The 16,956-nt window shown below is 63.6% G+C and carries 16 protein-coding genes; 7 read left to right on the forward strand and 9 right to left on the reverse strand.

Annotated features, from left to right (window positions below):
• Window positions 1-17: 17 nt before the first annotated feature.
• The 5 genes from AB7245_RS17625 (at window position 18) to AB7245_RS17645 (ending at window position 6,039) form a co-directional block, all read left to right on the forward strand.
• A complete protein-coding gene (locus AB7245_RS17625; RefSeq protein WP_439034485.1) occupies window positions 18-1,349 on the forward strand; it encodes an MFS transporter in 1,332 nt (443 codons plus the stop codon).
• A gap of 63 nt (window positions 1,350-1,412) precedes the next feature.
• Window positions 1,413-3,110, forward strand: a complete 1,698-nt coding sequence (locus tag AB7245_RS17630) for a GMC family oxidoreductase (protein WP_439034486.1) — start codon at window positions 1,413-1,415, stop codon at window positions 3,108-3,110.
• Between the two features lie 601 nt (window positions 3,111-3,711).
• Window positions 3,712-4,704, forward strand: a complete 993-nt coding sequence (locus AB7245_RS17635; RefSeq protein ID WP_439034487.1) for an NAD(P)-dependent oxidoreductase — start codon at window positions 3,712-3,714, stop codon at window positions 4,702-4,704.
• A 16-nt stretch (window positions 4,705-4,720) separates the two neighbouring features.
• Window positions 4,721-5,503 (forward strand): class II aldolase/adducin family protein, encoded by a 783-nt coding sequence (locus tag AB7245_RS17640; protein WP_439034488.1) that lies wholly within the window; start codon window positions 4,721-4,723, stop codon window positions 5,501-5,503.
• Window positions 5,504-5,637: 134 nt separating this feature from the next.
• Window positions 5,638-6,039 carry a VOC family protein gene (locus tag AB7245_RS17645; RefSeq protein ID WP_063984190.1) on the forward strand — a complete coding sequence of 134 codons (402 nt, stop codon included), beginning with the start codon at window positions 5,638-5,640 and terminating at the stop codon, window positions 6,037-6,039.
• Window positions 6,040-6,064: 25 nt separating this feature from the next.
• Here AB7245_RS17645 and AB7245_RS17650 read toward each other — a convergent pair whose 3' ends face one another.
• The gene (locus AB7245_RS17650; protein ID WP_439034489.1) at window positions 6,065-6,979 is read right to left on the reverse strand and encodes a LysR family transcriptional regulator; all 915 of its coding nucleotides are present in this window, start codon (window positions 6,977-6,979) and stop codon (window positions 6,065-6,067) included.
• An 89-nt stretch (window positions 6,980-7,068) separates the two neighbouring features.
• On the opposite strand from AB7245_RS17650, the gene AB7245_RS17655 reads away from it, so the two are divergent.
• The gene (locus tag AB7245_RS17655) at window positions 7,069-7,992 is read left to right on the forward strand and encodes a hypothetical protein (protein WP_071915231.1); all 924 of its coding nucleotides are present in this window, start codon (window positions 7,069-7,071) and stop codon (window positions 7,990-7,992) included.
• Window positions 7,989-9,002 carry a DUF2891 domain-containing protein gene (locus AB7245_RS17660; RefSeq protein WP_439034490.1) on the forward strand — a complete coding sequence of 338 codons (1,014 nt, stop codon included), beginning with the start codon at window positions 7,989-7,991 and terminating at the stop codon, window positions 9,000-9,002. Before AB7245_RS17655 ends, AB7245_RS17660 begins: the two co-directional genes overlap by 4 nt.
• A gap of 43 nt (window positions 9,003-9,045) precedes the next feature.
• On the opposite strand, the gene AB7245_RS17665 is transcribed toward AB7245_RS17660, so the two are convergent.
• From AB7245_RS17665 to AB7245_RS17700, 8 genes are all read right to left on the reverse strand, one after another.
• Entirely contained in the window at window positions 9,046-10,743 is a 1,698-nt protein-coding gene (locus tag AB7245_RS17665) for a dipeptide ABC transporter ATP-binding protein (protein WP_439034491.1), read from the reverse strand.
• Window positions 10,722-11,570, reverse strand: coding sequence for an ABC transporter permease (locus tag AB7245_RS17670; RefSeq protein ID WP_439034492.1), 849 nt, complete (start codon window positions 11,568-11,570; stop codon window positions 10,722-10,724). The genes AB7245_RS17665 and AB7245_RS17670 overlap by 22 nt, the downstream gene beginning before the upstream one ends.
• On the reverse strand, window positions 11,567-12,577 hold the full coding sequence (locus tag AB7245_RS17675; protein WP_439034493.1) for an ABC transporter permease: 1,011 nt from the start codon (window positions 12,575-12,577) through the stop codon (window positions 11,567-11,569). The genes AB7245_RS17670 and AB7245_RS17675 overlap by 4 nt, the downstream gene beginning before the upstream one ends.
• Window positions 12,578-12,615: 38 nt before the next feature.
• Entirely contained in the window at window positions 12,616-14,268 is a 1,653-nt protein-coding gene (locus AB7245_RS17680) for an ABC transporter substrate-binding protein (RefSeq protein WP_439034494.1), read from the reverse strand.
• A 601-nt stretch (window positions 14,269-14,869) separates the two neighbouring features.
• Complete coding sequence (locus AB7245_RS17685; protein WP_439034495.1) at window positions 14,870-15,382, reverse strand: Lrp/AsnC family transcriptional regulator; 513 nt, start codon at window positions 15,380-15,382, stop codon at window positions 14,870-14,872.
• Window positions 15,383-15,427: 45 nt separating this feature from the next.
• A complete protein-coding gene (locus tag AB7245_RS17690) occupies window positions 15,428-15,580 on the reverse strand; it encodes a hypothetical protein (protein WP_439034496.1) in 153 nt (50 codons plus the stop codon).
• Window positions 15,581-15,793: 213 nt separating this feature from the next.
• Window positions 15,794-16,120, reverse strand: coding sequence for a hypothetical protein (locus tag AB7245_RS17695; protein ID WP_439034497.1), 327 nt, complete (start codon window positions 16,118-16,120; stop codon window positions 15,794-15,796).
• A gap of 9 nt (window positions 16,121-16,129) precedes the next feature.
• On the reverse strand, window positions 16,130-16,945 hold the full coding sequence (locus AB7245_RS17700; protein ID WP_439034498.1) for a MetQ/NlpA family ABC transporter substrate-binding protein: 816 nt from the start codon (window positions 16,943-16,945) through the stop codon (window positions 16,130-16,132).
• Between the last annotated feature and the right edge of the window lie 11 nt (window positions 16,946-16,956).

Consider the following 16,956-nt stretch of genomic DNA (forward strand, 5'->3'; position numbering starts at 1 on the left):
GGGGGAGGTAAAACAACATGGCTGAGATGGATATGCCGGTCGCGGGCGCACAGGCGTCGGCCGATAACAAGCAGATGGTCAATGCGATCATCGCATCGGTGCTCGGATGGGCGCTGGATCTGTTCGATTTGTTCATTTTGCTCTACGTGGCGCCGGTCGTCGGCGCGCTGTTCTTTCCGTCGAGCAACCCAGCGCTGTCGCTGGCTGCGGTCTACGGCTCGTTCGCCGTGACGCTCCTGATGCGGCCGCTGGGCTCGGCGGTGTTCGGGCATTATGCCGACGTGCACGGCCGCAAGCAGGCCATGCTGATCGCCATCATCGGCGTCGGCATCAGCACGGCCGCCTTCGGCCTGCTGCCGACCATCGCCCAGGTTGGAATTCTCGCGCCGATCATCTTCCTGATCCTGCGGCTGGTGCAGGGCATCTTCGTCGGCGGCGTCGTGGCTTCCACGCACACCATCGGCACCGAGTCTGTGCCGGCGCAATGGCGCGGCGCGATGTCGGGCCTGGTCGGCGGCGGTGGCGCCGGCATCGGCGCGCTGCTCGCGTCCTTCATCTTCCTGATCACGTCCTCGATCTTCCCCGGCGATGCCTTCGCGGTGTGGGGCTGGCGCTTCATGTTCTTCTCGGGGCTGCTGAGCTCGCTGCTCGGCTGGTTCATCTTCCGCAACCTCGAGGAGTCGCCTTACTTCAAGGAGCTCAAGCGCCAGCAGGGTAACAAGCAGGCGAAGGTCTCGAAGGCGCCGGTCAAGGACGTGTTCTCCGGCGAGTATCGCGGCGTGCTGCTGGTCAACCTTCTCATCACCTTCGGCGGTGGTGCCGGCTATTATCTGACCTCGGGTTATCTGCCGAGCTTCCTGAAAGTCATCAATGCGGTCCCGAACCAGACCTCGTCGTTGATCCTGATGGGCGCGAGCGTGTCGGCGTTCTTCTCGGCCGTGCTGGTCGGCGCGCTGAGCGATCGTATCGGCCGCAAGAAGACGTTCCTCATCATCGGCGTCCTGGCCGCGGTGCTGCTGCCGCTGTGCTATCTCAATCTCGCGGCGACCAAGGACACGACGCAAATCACGCTCTATGCGCTCGCGATCGCCTTCATCGGCAATGCCGGCTATGCGCCGGTGCTGATCTTCCTCAACGAGCGTTTTCCGACCGCGTTGCGCGCTAGCGGCACGGGTCTGTCGTGGAACATCGGCTTTGCGCTGGGCGGCATGATGCCGACCTTCGTCTCGCTGGTGAGCGGCAGCCCTGCGGAGATCCCGATGTCGCTGGCCTACTTCGCAGTCGGCGTGTTCGTGATCTACCTGATTGGTGCGGTCGTGATCCCCGAGACCAAGGGTAACTTCCGCTGAGCCAAATCGGCGCGGCCGCATTCGTGGCCGCGCCGATCCATCGAATTGCGCGATGAGACGGGAATGGATGGGCTGCATTTCGACGACGTGATCGTCGGTGGCGGATCGGCGGGCTGCGTGCTCGCCAATCGGCTTTCCGCAGACGGAAGCCGCCGCGTGCTTCTGATCGAAGCCGGGATGGACACGCCGCCCGAGGCGACGCCGCCGGAAATCCTCGACAGCTATCCGATGACGCTGTTCTTCGGCGACAAATACATCTGGCCGGGCCTGTCAGCGGCCGCCGGCCGCAATGCCGAGGGCAAGCCGGTCGTTCGCGCCTACGAACAGGGGCGGGTAATGGGCGGCGGTTCCAGCATCAACGTGCAATCGGCCAATCGCGGCCTGCCGCGCGACTATGACGAGTGGCTCGATCTCGGCGCGCGGGGCTGGGGCTGGGCGGATGTGCTGCCGTACTTCCTCAAGCTCGAGACTGATCTGGATTTCGACGGCCCGCTGCACAGCAAGCACGGCCCGATCCCGATCCGCCGCATCGCGCGCGAGGCGATGCCGCCGTTTGGCAAGGCCGTGGGAGAGGCTTTGTCGGCAACCGGCCTGCCGTTCCGGAAAGACCAGAACGCCGAATTCGAGGACGGCATCTTTCCGCCGGCGTTTTCGAACCGTAACGACCGGCGCGTCTCGACCGCCGCCGGCTATCTCGACGCAGCAACGCGTGCGCGACCGAACCTGACGATCTGGGCTGAGAGCGAGGTCGAGCAGCTTCAGCTCGACGGCCGCCATGCGACGGGCGTGGTGGTTTCGCGCGGCGGTCATAAGCTCACCATTGGCGCCGGCCGTGTCATCCTCACCGCAGGCGCGCTGCAATCGCCGGCGATCCTGATGCGGGCGGGCATCGGCCCGGGTGCGGCGCTGCAAGCGCTCGGCATTCCCGTGGCGATCGATCTGCCCGGCGTCGGCAGCAATCTGCGCGATCACCCCGCACTGACCTTCTGTCAATATTTGCCGCGGCGGTTGCGCTTGCCGCTTGCCCGGCGGCGTCCCAATTTCGCGGCGATGCGCTTCTCGTCCGAACATCCCGGCTGCGACGCCTCCGACATGTACATCACGGCCTCGGCGCGCGGCGGGTGGCATGCGCTGGGCACGCGGCTTGGTCTCTACTTTCTCTGGTGCAACCGGCCGTATTCGAGCGGCTCGCTCATGCTGGCGAGCCGCGACCCGAAAACCTATCCAGTGGTCGATTTCAACCTGCTGTCCGACCGACGCGATCTCGAACGGATGGTCGCGGCCGTCCGGCTGCTCGCGAAACTTGTCGTTCATCCCGCGCTCAACCCGGAGGCGGGCGATTTCTTCCCGGCTTCCTTTTCTCCGCGTATCAAGCGGCTGAGCCGGTACGGCACCGTCAATCGCATCGTTGCGTCCATCCTCGGGCCAATGCTCGACATACCCGCGGGCCTCAGGGCGCTTGTGATCCGGCTCGTGCTGCTCAACGGCACGGCCTTCCAGGCGACGCTTGCCGACGACCGTGCCCTCGAAGCCTTCGTACGGCAAAGCGTGTTCGGAGTCTGGCATCCAGTGGGGACATGCCGCGTGGGCGATCCCGCCGACCGGATGGCGGTGGTCGAGTCCGAGGGCAGGGTGATCGGCAGCGAGAACATTTTTGTGGCGGATGCCTCGATCATGCCGCGGCTGCCGACGGCCAATACCAACATCCCCGTGATCATGGCGGCCGAGAAGATCAGTGATGCCCTGCTGTCGCGAAATTAAGCTTTGTGCTGCGCCAGCGCGGAAACGCCCTCCTGCGTTAGGTATTCGAGTTCCACGAGGTCACTCCATTAGATTCGGCTCCTGAACAGGAAGCGCCGCGACGACCGACTGCGGCATCGAGCGGTTCACGTTAGACCGGGCTCGCTCTTCTTCGCTGTTGTTAGCCGAAAGTGGCCCGTGATGGATTGGAGCGAGGGTTAGATTGTTTCAATCAGTTAAAGGGCGGCGTGTGCATGACGTATGCACCGGGAGATCGAGAAAAATCTTGCGCAGGCCAACGTGAGCAGGCGTTTTTGAAGTAGGCGGATTGGTCGCGGAAAGCGCAGCTGCTTTGCACTCACGCAGCTAACTGCGACCTATTTGATCAATGACGCGACGTCCTGGGATGAGACCAACTGGCTCTTAATCAGCGGGGCTCGGGTTCGAGCCTTTGCCGCGTCGGGCGCGAGCCCCCGCAGAAGCGCCAAGGCTCCGGAGACAAATTCTTATGTCTTGCCGAAGCGCGTCGTCCTCTTGTTGCAAGACACCCGTCATCTTTGAAAGGACTATCTTGCAGCAAACGCCTAGCATATCCGGATCGTTGCCAACGTGACTGCGTGACATGAACACTCCCCGAATTGAAAGCCAGCGCGCCTCCACCAGCGTGCGATCGCCGATCATCGTCAATCAGCTTGGCCCGGACGTTCGTGCGGCGTTGGTCGATCACTGGTCGCGCCCGCTGATCATCGATCATCCCGCCGATCGCGCGCCCTGGGAGGTTGCTCCCGAAGCCGACGTGCTGCTGACGCGGCCGCTAGTGGGCTGGCACAAGGCGCCTGCGGAGAAGCCGGCCGGCTGGCCGTTCGGCCTGCGCTGGATCCAGACCGCTTCGACGGGCGTCGATTTCTTTCCGGCATGGCTGCTCGACGGTCCGGTGGTCACGGTCGGCCGCGGCATCTCGGCTGATCCGATCGCGGAATATGTCCTTGCGGCGATTCTCGGCTTCGAGAAGCGCATCCATGACATCCGGCCGCGCAGCCGCGAGCAGTGGAAGATCAGCCCGCTGGGCTCGCTCACCGGCAAGACGATCGGGATTGCCGGCTTCGGCGCGATCGGCCGCGCAGTCGCCGAGCGGGCCAAGCCGTTCGGTGTCAACATCAGGGTTCTCAGGCGCTCGGCCTGGCCATATGTCCTTCCGGGCATCCAGCCGGTTGATAGCGTCGAGGAGCTGGTCGCGGTTTCCGATCATCTCGTCCTTGCTCTGCCGGCGACGACCAAGACCGCGCGTCTGATCAACGCCGATGTGCTGGCGCGGGCCAAGACGTCGCTGCACCTAATCAACGTCGCGCGTGGGCGGATCGTCGATCAGGGTGCGCTGTTGCAGGCGCTCGACGAGGGGCGGATTGCCGGCGCGACGCTCGACGTCACCGATCCCGAGCCGCCGCCGGAGGGCGATCCGATCTATCGCCATCCCAAGGTCGTCCTGACCCCGCATGTGTCATGGACGGGTGGCGAGGATGCCAAGCGGCTGGCCGATAAGACGCTGGTCAACCTCGACGCCTACGCTCATGGCGTGGCGCTGGCCGACGTCTTCGACAAGAATCTCGAATACTAAAAAAGGAAAGGCAACAATGAACAAGGTCGTCGAGAAGCCCAAGAAGTACTCTCTGGTCGAGCGCACGCCGGCCGCGACCTTCGAGGAAGAGCGGCTGCACCGCAAACAGCGGCTTGCCGCAACATTCCGCCTGTTCTCGCGCTACGGTTTCGATCAGGGGCTCGCAGGCCACGTCACCGTGCGCGATCCGGAGTTTCCCAAACGGTTCTGGATCAATCCGCTGTCGAAGCATTTCAGCCAGATCAAGGTATCGGATCTTCAGCTCGTCGATCACGATGGCAACATCCTGATCGGTGACAAGCCGATCAACCAAGCCGGCTTCGTGATTCACTCCGCGATCCACGCCGCGCATCCTGAGGTGATCGCGGCCGCGCACACCCATTCGACCTATGGCAAGGCCTGGTCGGCGCTCGGCCGCCTGCTCGATCCGCTGACGCAGGATTCCTGCGCCTTCTATGAGGATCACATGCTGTTCGATCCGTTCTCCGGCGTCGTGCTGGAGGCGGAAGAGGGCCGCAAGATCGCGCAAGCGCTGGGATCGAAGAAGGCGGCCATCTTGCAGAACCACGGCCTGCTCACAGTCGGACCGACTATCGAGGCCGCCGCCTGGTGGTACATCGCCATGGACAACGCAGCGCGCGCCCAGTTGCTCGCTGAGGCCGCCGGAACGCCAAAGCCGATCCCCCACGAGATCGCCAGCCTGACCTCGCGGCAGGTCGGTACGCACAAGGGTGGCTATTTCAGCTTCCAGCCGTTGTGGGACTGGATCACCGAGGCGGAACCGGATCTATTCAATTAGGGATCGAGGCTTCCAAGCCGGGTCGATGACCCGGCTAGCCGAATTGCGCCACGCTCTAACATCGTGAGATATAGCGGCAGGCGGCTTGTCACGCTTGTGCAGGCTGCCGCAGCAACGGTGAGGAGCACGGCGACATGGTCAATGGTCTGCCAAGCGAAGTAGAAGTCATCACATTGTTCGTCGATGACATTGCGTCGTCGAAAGCGTTTTACGCCAAGGTTTTCGCGTCCGAGACGGTCTGGGAAGATGCGGTCTCATCAGTGCTTCGATTTGGTGGGCTCCTGGTCAATCTTCTCGACGCGTCTCAGGCACCGCCGCTTGTCGAGCCGCTGCGTGTCGCGCAGTCCTCCGCAGGGGCGCGCGCACTCCTGACGATCAGGGTCGTCGACGTCGATCAGGTCTGTTCAGCCCTGCGGGAGATTGGCGTCGATCTGCTCAATGGCCCGATCGACCGTCCGTGGGGGCGACGAACTGCGTCCTTTGCCGACCCCTCAGGCCATGTCTGGGAGATCGCGCAGCTGATTGAGCGGAAATAGCAGCCTGCTGCCGGCCCGCCGATCGCTACAGCGTCCCGCAGACGCGATTGACCAGTTCGATGAACCAGCGCAGCGCCGGATTGGCCATGGCGCGGCGCGTGTGGAGAAGGTCGATGGTGAATGGCTCCACATCGTAGGGAATCGGAACGACAGATACGCCGGCGGCTGTCGCGAAGCGGCGCGCGACGCGTTCGGCCATAGTTGCCACGAGATCGGTGCCGGCGACTGCAAACGGCACCGCGACGACATGGGCGAGCGTGATCGCGGTCCGGCGCTTGCGTCCGTGCCGGCTCAGCATCGTGTCGATTGCGCCGGGAAGCCCGTCGCCGCCGGCGGAGGAGAACAGCACATGCGGGAGCCGCGTGTAATCGTCCTTGGTGAGACGGGCTTTCAGTGTGGCGCGTTTGGCGTCGCGAATGCAGACGAATCTCTCCGTGAAAAGCGTGGATCGGATGATGCGCGGGGAAGCGGGAAGATGGCCACCTATCAGCGCGTCGACATCGCCGTGTTCCAGGCTCGCGACACTCGCGGCCGGATCAATGATGGGGCGCACCACGAGATCGATACCAGGCGCCTCCCGCCGCAATGCCTCGACCAGTCGCGGCACCACGACGAGGTCGCCATAGTCGGTCGCCGCGATAGACAGGCGATGACGGGCTGTTGCCGGATTGAAGGCTGATGTGGGTTCGAGCACGCCCCTGATCTGGCCCAGAGCGTCGCTGATCGGCCGCGCCAGCGCCAGCGCCTTGGCCGTCGGCTGCATGCCGGAGGCCGAGCGCACGAAGAGCTCATCGCCAAACAGCGCACGCAGCCGCGTCAGCGTGCTGCTCATGGAAGGTTGCGCCAGGCCGATGTGCTGGCCGGCGCGGGTCACATGGCGTTCCTCCATCAGCGCCTCGAAGGCGACCAGGAGGTTGAGGTCGACGGAAGCCAAATTCATTTGAACGATGATAGATATAGTAATAATCGATTTCAAGAATGATGCGGGGTGTGGTCTCCTGGCGGAGACGACATGATTGGGCGCGGCGTATGCGATCCTCACTCCTGCACTTCATCCCGCGCGGACCGACATTGCTGGCGCTTGGCGTCCTGCTTGGATTGGTCTTTCCGGCTCTTGCGGACCTCGCTCGCCCCCTGATGCCAACCACGATCTTCCTGATCGTGCTGGGAACGCTGTTGCGGATCGACAGTCAGGCCGTCGTCGCAACGCTGCGACGGCCATCGCTTTCCGTGCTCTTGCCGGCCGTCGTCATGGTGGCCTGTCCGCTCGTGATCGGTGTTGCCGGTCACGCCTTGAACCTTGGTCCGGAGATCGCGCTTGCGGCGGTGCTCGCCGTCTCGGCGCCGCCATCGAGCGGAACGGCAGCGGTGGCACGCATGCTCGGGCTCGACGGGGCGGTGCCGCTCGTGGTGACGGTGTTGTCCATGGTGCTGGCTCCGGTCACCGTGCCGATTCTTGCAGGCTGGTTCGGCGGGCTCGAGATCAGCGCGCTCGAGCTTGCGCTTCGTCTGGCGCTGTTGATCGGCGGCGCCGAAGGAGTGGCTTTCCTGGTCCGCCGGCATGCAGCCCCGGTGCTGGCGGCCCATGGCGGGATGGTCGACGGGATCATCGTCGCGGCGCTTCTCGTCTTTGCGGTGGCGACGATGGCTGACATTCGCGCGCAGATCGCGGCGGATGTGCAGGCCGCCACGCTCTGCCTTGGGCTCGCCTTTGCATGCAATATCGCCCTTCAAGCAGCTGGTGTCGTGCTGCTGCCGGGCAATTTGGGCCAGCGGCTGACCGTCGGGCTCATCCTCGGTAACCGCAATGTCGGCCTGGTCTGGTCGGCGCTGGGTGCTGCCGCCTCGCCACGCATGGCGCTATACTTCGCGGCGACGCAATTTCCGATCTACCTCCTGCCGCGCCTGATCGAGACTTTGATCGGCCGGAACACTGGAAAGGCCAAGCAGTGACTACGCCCCGTCTTACCCGCGAACATGCCTCGCATTTTGCCAACATCGCGCTCGGCCATGTCGGGCGCGAATATCCCAATAACGTTGACCACGCGCTGGCTGAACCCGCGGATGCCCGCACGCCGAGCCAACTGCATCCGATCTTCTACGGCAGCTACGACTGGCATTCCTGCGTCCACAGCTACTGGATGCTGGCGCGACTGCTGCGCAGGTTTCCCGACTTTGCGGCAGCCTCCGACATCCGCGCCCTCTTCGATACGCAATTCGTGCCCGAGAAGGTTGCCGCCGAACGTGCTTACTTCGCCCGCCCGACTGCCCGCGGCTTTAAGCGGCCATATGGCTGGGCCTGGCTCCTGAAGCTCGCGACTGAACTGGCGCTCCACCCTGACGATCGCTGGAGCCGCAATCTCGCGCCGCTGGCCGAAATCATCGCGCAACGCTTTCGCGACTTCCTGCCGTTGGCGTTCTATCCCGTACGCGTCGGCACCCATTTCAATACGGCGTTTGGCCTGCGGATGGCGGCAGACTACGCCGGCATCAAAAAGGATGAAGCGCTCGCCAGGTTGCTGCACGAGACTGGCCAGCGCTGGTATGGTGAGGACAGCGACTGCCCCGCCTGGGGTGAGCCGAGCGGCGACGACTTCCAGTCCTCGGCTCTTATCGAGGCCGAATGCATGCGGCGCCTGTTGCCTCCGGACGCGTTCCTGCCCTGGTTCGATCGGTTTCTGCCGCGGCTGGTCGAACAACGGCCCGCAACGCTGTTCAAGCCTGCGACGGTCACCGATCGCACCGACGGCAAGATCGCTCATCTCGACGGACTCAATCTCAGCCGCGCCTGGTGCTGGCGCTCTCTCGGCGACGCCTTGCCGGCAAGAGACCCCCGCCGCGTCGTTGCTCATGAAGCGGCGCGCGAGCATCTGGCCGCAGGCCTCCCCCATATCGCCGGTCACTACATGGGAGAGCACTGGCTCGCGAGCTTTGCTGTGCTCGCACTGGATGATGAGAACTGAGCGGGCAGGGGCCTTCCGCGGCTCATTCAATCTGCGGTCATGATCAACCGAAGGCGCGCGTGCGCATGTGTGCGACATCGTCGCCACCCGACGGGATCGACGCCAGCAGCGACCTCGTATAGGGCTGCTGAGGGTTATCGAAGATGTCGGCGACGGTCCCGTGTTCGACGATGCGTCCGCGATGCATCACGGAGACGGTGTGGGCGAGCTGACGCACCAGCGCCAGGTCATGAGACACGAACACGTAGGTCAGGCCCAGGGTAGCCTGTAGCGAGAGCAGGACTTCGACGATGCCGGCCTGGACGCTGACGTCGAGCGCGGACGTGGGCTCGTCGAGCACGATCACGTCGGGCTTGAGGACCAGCGACCGGGCGATGGCCACGCGCTGGCGCTGGCCACCTGACAGGGCCCCGGGCTTGCGGGAGAGCAGGTGCTCGCCAAGTCCGACATCGGCCAACGCTTCGCGGACGCGCCCATCCCGTTCCTTTCGCGTTCCGATCTTGAATCGATCGAGCGGCTCGCGCACGAGCCGCTCAATCGTCCAGGTCGGATCGAGCGAGATGAAGGGGTTCTGGTAGACCAGCTGAAGGTGGCGCCACACCGTCCGCAGTGCCTCGGGCGAGCGGCCGGTGATTTGTTCGCCTGCGACCGAGATGCTCCCGGTGTCGGGTCCCTCCAGTCCAAGCAGCAGCCGGACCGTCGTGGTCTTTCCCGAGCCCGATTCGCCGACCAGCGCGTGCGTGGTGCCAGCAGGGACGCTGAACGACAAATCGTCGACGGCCGTCAGCGCCTTGCCGTCGACTGTGAAGGTCTTCGTGACGGCGCTGACCTCGATCTTCGGTGCCTGGCCGGTCTTGAGGGAACGGAAGCCCGTGTCGCGCAGTGCGGCGTAACGGTCGGGGTTGAGGGCCGGGACATCCGCGCGCAGCCTCTTTGCGTAGGCCGACGCCGGCGAGGAGAAGACGGAAGCGGTCCGGCCAGCCTCCTGGATGACGCCGTCCTTGAGCACCACGAGCGAGTCCGCTCGCTCGGCGGCGATTGCAAGGTCGTGCGTGATGAGCAGCAGACTGATCTTGAGATCGTGCTGCAGCCGCGTGAGCAGGTCGAGGATCCGCTTCTGGATCGTGACGTCGAGCGCGGAGGTCGGCTCGTCCGCGACCAGCAGTGCCGGCCGTGGCAGGATCGCAAGGCCGATCAGCACGCGCTGGAGCATGCCGCCGGACAGCTGGTGCGGGTAGGAGTCGTAGACACGCAGGGGGTTGTCGAGCCCAACCTGGGCGAACGTCTCCAGGATGAGCTGCTTGCGGATCGCCTTGTCGGGCTCGTCGAGCAGCGCAGCCGCCTCCTGCGCCTGGGCACCGATTGTCCGTACCGGGTTGAGTGAGTTGGCGGGATCCTGCGGGACGAACCCGATGGCTCGTCCCCGCAGCGGCCGGAAGCCGCGCTCGGAAATCCCCAGCACCTCCTGGCCGTCGAACGCGACGCGGCCGGTGGCGTGCCCGCCGCTGGGGAGCAGCCGCAGCACCGCGCGGGCGATCGTCGACTTGCCGGAGCCGGACTCCCCGATGAGGGCGAGGCTCTCGCCGCGGCCGAGTTCAAAGCTCACGTTGGTTACGACCTCGTGCGGCCCATAGGAGACCGACAGGCCGTCGACCCGGAGCTGCGGAATCGACCGCAGCGGCGTCGGCGCGACGCGCTCGGCGCGGGTGAACGTGGCGGTCAGTCTGTCTTGCGGAGCCATCGGCTGATCCTGTTTGCGGAGAGGACGGTCGCGATCGTGACGAAGGCGGGGGCGTACACCAGCCACGGCCATTTGAGGTAGTCCTTGCCGATCGAGATCAGCAGGCCCCAGTCGGAGGCGGGAGGCGGATCGCCGTAGCCGAGGAAAGCAAGGCTGGCGATCACCAAGATCGACAGGCCGAACTGCAGCACCGCGAGCGGGAGCACCGAGCGCGATGCATTCGGCAGCACGTGCCGCAACAGAATGTGCCAGCGCGAGCCGCCCATCAGGAACGATGCCTCGACGAAAACGGCCTGCCGGGTCTTGATCACTTCCGAGCGCATCACCCGCGCGAACACGGCGACCGCCGAGACGCCGGTCGCAACCGCAGCGTTCGTGGTGTCGAAACCGATCGCGGTGACGACGATGACCGCCAGCAGGAAGTTCGGGATCGCCAGCAGCACATCCACCAGGCGGGCGAGCACGATGTCCATCCAGCCGCCGAGGAAGCCGGCCAGAAGGCCGATGAGCCCACCGGCAACCGCGGCGATGACGACCGCGATGAGCGCGCTCGTCACCGAGGAGGCCGTGCCATAGACGACCCGGGTATAGAGGTCGCGACCGAGGTGATCGGTGCCGAACCAATGCGCTGCGCTGGGGCTGAGCAGCTTGTCAGCGGGGACGCCGCTGGCGGGATCATGACTCGTGAACAAGCTCGGCGCGAGCGACCAGGCGATTACGATCGCGATGACCACGAATGCGAGCGCGACGGTTGGCGGCACCCGAAGGGCTGTGAGCCGGCTGATCGCCGTGATGCGTGGCGAGGAGGAAACGGAGACGAGTGTCATGATGTCACCGCCGGGGACATGCCAGCGGGGCCTTCGTCAGCGGTAGTCGGGCGGACCTTGGGACCGCCGATCAGCTTCACGCGCGGGTCCAGCAGCGGGTAGACGAGGTCGGCGATCAGGTTGACGAGCACAAACACCACTGCCGCAAGCGAGACGACCGCTTGCAGGACAGGCAGGTCCTGCGTGCTCACCGAACGCTGCACCAGGCTGCCGATGCCGGTGCGTCCGAACACCGTCTCGGTGATCAGCGAACCGCCGAGCAGCTCACCGATGGCGAGTGCGATGACGGTGATGACCGGGAGCGAAGACGGCTTGAGCAGGTGCTTGGCAAAGAGGTGCATCTGCCCGAGCCCACGGCTGCGCGCAACGGCGGCGTATTCCTGTTCGGACTCGTTGTCGAGGTTCGCGATCAGCACCTCGGTGATCCGTGCGGAGATGGGGATGCCGAGCGCGACCGCGGCGAAGAAGGTCGCCCAGAAGCTGTCCGGCGCGATTACGCGAAAGAACCCGAGCTGGAAGCCGAAGATGTGGATCAGCACCAGGCCGATCACGAAGTTCGGCACCGACAGGAACAACGATGGGAAGCCACGCAGCAAGCCCTGGCCAAACCGTTTCGGAAGGAACTGGGTGCCGTAGGCGATCGTAGCCGCCAGCAGCAGCGCGATGGCGAAAGCTGCGGATGCGAGGATCAGTGTCGAAGGGAGAACCTCGGCGATCAGGGTTGTCACAGGCCGGTTGGATCGCATCGACAGGCCGAGGTCGCCGGTCACGAAGTTGGACAAGGACGCCCAGAGCTGGATCGGAATTGGCCGGTCCAGGCCTTGGGCGGCGATGATCTCCTTGATCTGATCCTCGCTGAATCCATTCTGCGGGTCGCGCAGCACGTTGGTGATGGGGTCACCAGGCAAAATACTGACGACGACGAAGGTGAAGACGTAAGCCAGCAGGATGACGACGACGGCTTGGGCGAAGCGCTTCGCGGCATAGGACAGGTAGGCGCTTCTCATGCCGGTCGCCTCCTCACGCTGCTTGTTTGCACTGCGGATTACTCGCCGATCGTTGCCGTGTAATAGCTGGCGTAGGCGATGCCGTTGTAGACCTCCCCCTTGAGCTTCGGGGACTGCACGTAGATCCGCTGGACGATCTGCGTGCGCGGGATGAAATAGCCCTGCTGGAGAACGTAGGTCTGCAACTCGTCGAGCAGCGGATTGCGAATGTCGAGAGAGGCCGCGCCGGCGATCTTGTCGCGCAGTTCATTGAGCTTCTTGTCGCTGTCGCCGAGGTTGAACCAGTTCTCTCCGTTGTTGGCGTCGGTGAGGATGCTGGCCACCGTGCCGGCGTCGATGAAGCTGCGCGTCACCTCGTAGGCAGGCACGGCCGGCCCGCCGAACCGGACCTTCTCGCCGAACGTCACGACGTCGTAGGCGCGAATGGTGACCTTCCAGCCGAGCTTGCCGAGTTGCTGGGCGATGAGTTCGTCGATCGACTTTGCCGTCGCAAGATAGGGGTTGGAGTGGAGCGTCAGCGACAGCTGCTTGCCGTCCTTGGTCCGGATGCCGCCAGCACCCTTGATCCAGCCGGCTTCGTCGAGAAGCTTCTCCGCCTTGCCGGGGTTGTAGGCCAGGAGCTCGCTATGGTCGGTTGCACCCGGTACGTTGCTCTGGATGAAGGACGTCGCCAGCTTCCAGTCAGGCGTATAGACGGTGTCGATGATCTCCTTCCGGTTGATGCCGGCCTGAAGAGCCTGGCGCACTTTCAAGTCATTGTATGGCTCCAGCTTGGTGTTGATCGCGAGGCCGTTGACGAAACCGAGATAGCGCGGGGTCGCGACCGTGAAGCCCGCTTCCTTGAGCGATTTCAGTTCCTGCGGTGAGGGGCTGTAGGCGACATCGGCCTGTCCCGACTGGACAGCGGCGACCCGCAGCGACGGCTCGGTCACGAGTTTGTAGGTGATCGAGTTGAGGTAGGCCGGACCGGTGTGACCGACGGCTGCCGGCCCCCAATTGTAGTTCTTGCGCTTGACCAGCTTGACGAAGTCGCCCTCTTTCCAGGAAGCGACCACATACGGGCCGCTGCCGGATGTCTTGGCCAGATCAGCCTGCTGCGCGGCGGGCTGCGCGATCGTCTTCGGGGAGATGAGGATCGAGCCGTGATAGCCGAGCGTCGGGATAAACCCGAGCGTCGGCGCCTTGAAGACAACCTTCACGGTGGCTGCATCGACCGCCTCGGCGTGGTCGTAAGTCTTCGGGAAGAGGCCAATCGGATTGATCCCCTCGTTCCGCCGGCCTGCGTACCAGATGTCGAGATTGGCGACCACGGCTGACGCGTCGAGCGGTGTTCCGTCGGAGAAGGTCACACCCTTCTTGAGGCGCAGGGTGAACTGTGTGGCCTCGCCGTTCTGCTCCCAGCTTTCGGCGATCCAGGGGCTGACCTTGCCGTCGGCATCGACATAGACGAGCTTGTCGGTCACGTGGCCCCAGATGTGGCCCTGGAAGCTGGAGATTGCGCTGTTGTTCGGAATCCAGGTGCTGCCGAGCGAGTCGATGAGGAAGGTGATGTCGCCGCCGCTCGGTGGAGCGCCGGCAGTTCGCGCCGGAGAGAGGCCCGCCGTTGCCGTCACGGTCGCTGCTGCAATCACGGAGGCCGCAGCGAGGAGGCGGCGCCGGGAGAGCGAAAACATTGGGAAACGTGCGGTCATGAAGAGCCCCTGATGATTGATGCGCGATCAGGTCACCGTTTCGCGAAAGCGTTACGGCACGATCAGCGTTTCCTCGTAGGAGAAGCGAAACAAAGGGACCTGGCCATTCCAAATTTCACTCGGGACAGACAACAAAAGCTTCGGGGCGGGGCAGTGGACGCGATGGTCATTTTGTTTTCATTGCGAACGCGCCCGATCTAGGTTTGCCCGTGACCGAACAGCGCAACGATTGCCGCTTCATTCGCGCGTCAACCCGAGTTCGGCGGCGCGACGGTCCTCTCAGGCGCATTATGTCGCGTGGCGCATCACCAAATTGAAAAGACATTCTGCAGAAAGCCGAGCGCTGGTGTGCACCGGGAGATCAAGAAAAATCCCATCAAGGCCACTGTGAGCAGACATTGAAAAGTGGACTAAGCGCTCTTCCAGCAGGCCGCGCGATGTCTGAGAGCAGCGGGATATGTGGCGTGGCGACAGGCGATGGCAACTGTCCGTTGGTAGGTTCACCAAAAAACTCTAGTCCAAGGGGGTAGCGTCAGTCGGGATGCTTTGGTGCGCTATCGGCAAACTCGTCGCGTGACATAGGCTCGCGGTTCGTCAGCATTTATTCCACCGTCACAGCCGCTGGAATCGGCAGCGCCGTGATCGACTTGATCTTCTCCATCGCGAAGCGCGAGGTGACGTTCTTGAGCGGGACGGCGTGGATCAGCTTCTTGTAGAACACGTCGTAGCTCGGCATGTCCGGAATGACGACGCGCAGCATGTAGTCGACGTCGCCGGCCATCCGGTAGAATTCCATCACCTCGGGCATTGCGCAGACTGCTGAGGCGAAACGCTTCAGCCAGACGTCGGAGTGATCCGCGCTCTCCACCGAGACGAACACCGAAAGGCCGAGGCCAATCTTGTTTTGGTCCACCAGCGCAACGCGCTTGACGATGACACCGTCGGCTTCGAGCCGCTGAATGCGCTTCCAGCAGGGCGTGGACGACAGGCCGACCCGGTCGCCGATTTCGGCCACGGAGAGCGAAGCATCCTCCTGAAGCACCGTCAGGATCTTGCGGTCGATGGCGTCGAGGCGGCGGCCAGTCTCGGCGAGCTGCAACGCAGCGTCGGTCATGTCATAAACCTCAGTGTGATGAAAAGTTGGACGCGTTGCCGGGCGTCAGCCGTGGGGCCCGAACAGGAAGATCTCGTAGAGATCGTCCTGCGTGTTGTCCGAGCCGCCTGTCCGTAGCCGCAGCGAGCGCCGGAACCATCCACGTGCCTGTTCGATCAAACGAGCGAAGCCTGAATGCAGCGAGATGACGTAGCGCATGTTCACTCCGGACGACGGTGTAGGACGAGAACCCGGAAAAGCTATCACGGCAGGGGTTGAATTGAACATTGCTACACACTCGTCGGAATCAGTTTGGTTGAATCATGCTGGCGTCGTCGCGAGAGCGGCTGGAAAATTCCACGATGCTCGGCTGAGATGGATGATTTTGATGTCCACCGCCGCGCCGAAAGCATGGAAGGCATAGTCTTGCCGCTAGTCGGCCGTCAGTAGCGCAAGCACTTCAGCCTGCCGGAGTCGCGGCAGGGAACCGAGGTTCGATGGCCTGCGACAGGACTCCGATGCGGGATAGAGCATGGGCATACCCATGCCCCCCGACACGAGATACGGCAAAGCGTGGTTTGCTCGTCCGTTCAAATGAGCTCCTGTCATGATGCCCAGTGCGAACAGGAAGGTGATCAGCAAGACCAGCGGGAGGACGAAAGCCTCCTGGAAACGAAGCTTGTCGGTCATCGCCCGCGCGTCGATCGCGCGCTCGGCGGCGGAGCGGCGGCTGGCCCATTCAAGCGTGAAATCGAACATGCGATCCCCTCACTTCATGTAGTCGGGCAAAGTGAAGCCGTCATAGAACCGGTCGGCCCGGATTGCCGTCTTGAACGTCGGCGACTTGTAACCGGCGACGATGTCCTGGGCCCATTCGGCATTGGCGTTAGCCTTCTTCACCGCGAGCACGTTGATGTAGGGCGTGGTCATCTTCTCCAGCGCAAAGGCACTGGTCAGCTTCAGCCCGCTGAAGATCGCGAAATTGCCCTGTACGGCGGCGAAATCGACGTCGTCGAGCGCCCGTGGCGCCTGTGCGGCCTCGAGCGGCACGATCTTGATGCCGCCGGGATTTTTGATGACATCGAGCTCGGTGACGTCGACCGACTTGCTATCACGGATCTCGATCAGGCCGAGGTCACGCAGCACCCACAGCGCGCGCTGCAGATTGACCGGATCGTTCGGCACGGCGACGCTCGAGCCCGGCTTGATCGGCGTGCCCAGCGGATGCTTCTTCGAATAGAGGCCCATCGGCGGGGTGGGGACGTGGACGATGCCGACGAGATCAGTCTTCTGCCGCTCGTTGTAGGAATCGAGAAAGATCGTGTGTTGCATCACATTGGCGTCGATCTCGGATTTGAATACCGCATTGTTGGCTTCAAGGCCTGTCGAGAACTCGACATAGCGGATCTTGTAGCCCTTCTTCTTCAGCTCGGGCTCGACGCCGATCTTGAACTCGTCGATATACGGTCCCGGCACGAAGCCGACCCGGAGCTCCGGCTTCGCGGGCTGCTGTGCCAAGGCGTCTTCGGCGGCGAAAGGGGAAAGAGCCAAAAGGCCGGAGAGGAGAAACAACGCTGTCTTCATGTCTTCTTACT

This window comes from Bradyrhizobium sp. 604_D8_N2_3 (assembly GCF_051810765.1).
GTDB classification, from domain to species: Bacteria; Pseudomonadota; Alphaproteobacteria; order Rhizobiales; family Xanthobacteraceae; genus Bradyrhizobium; species Bradyrhizobium barranii.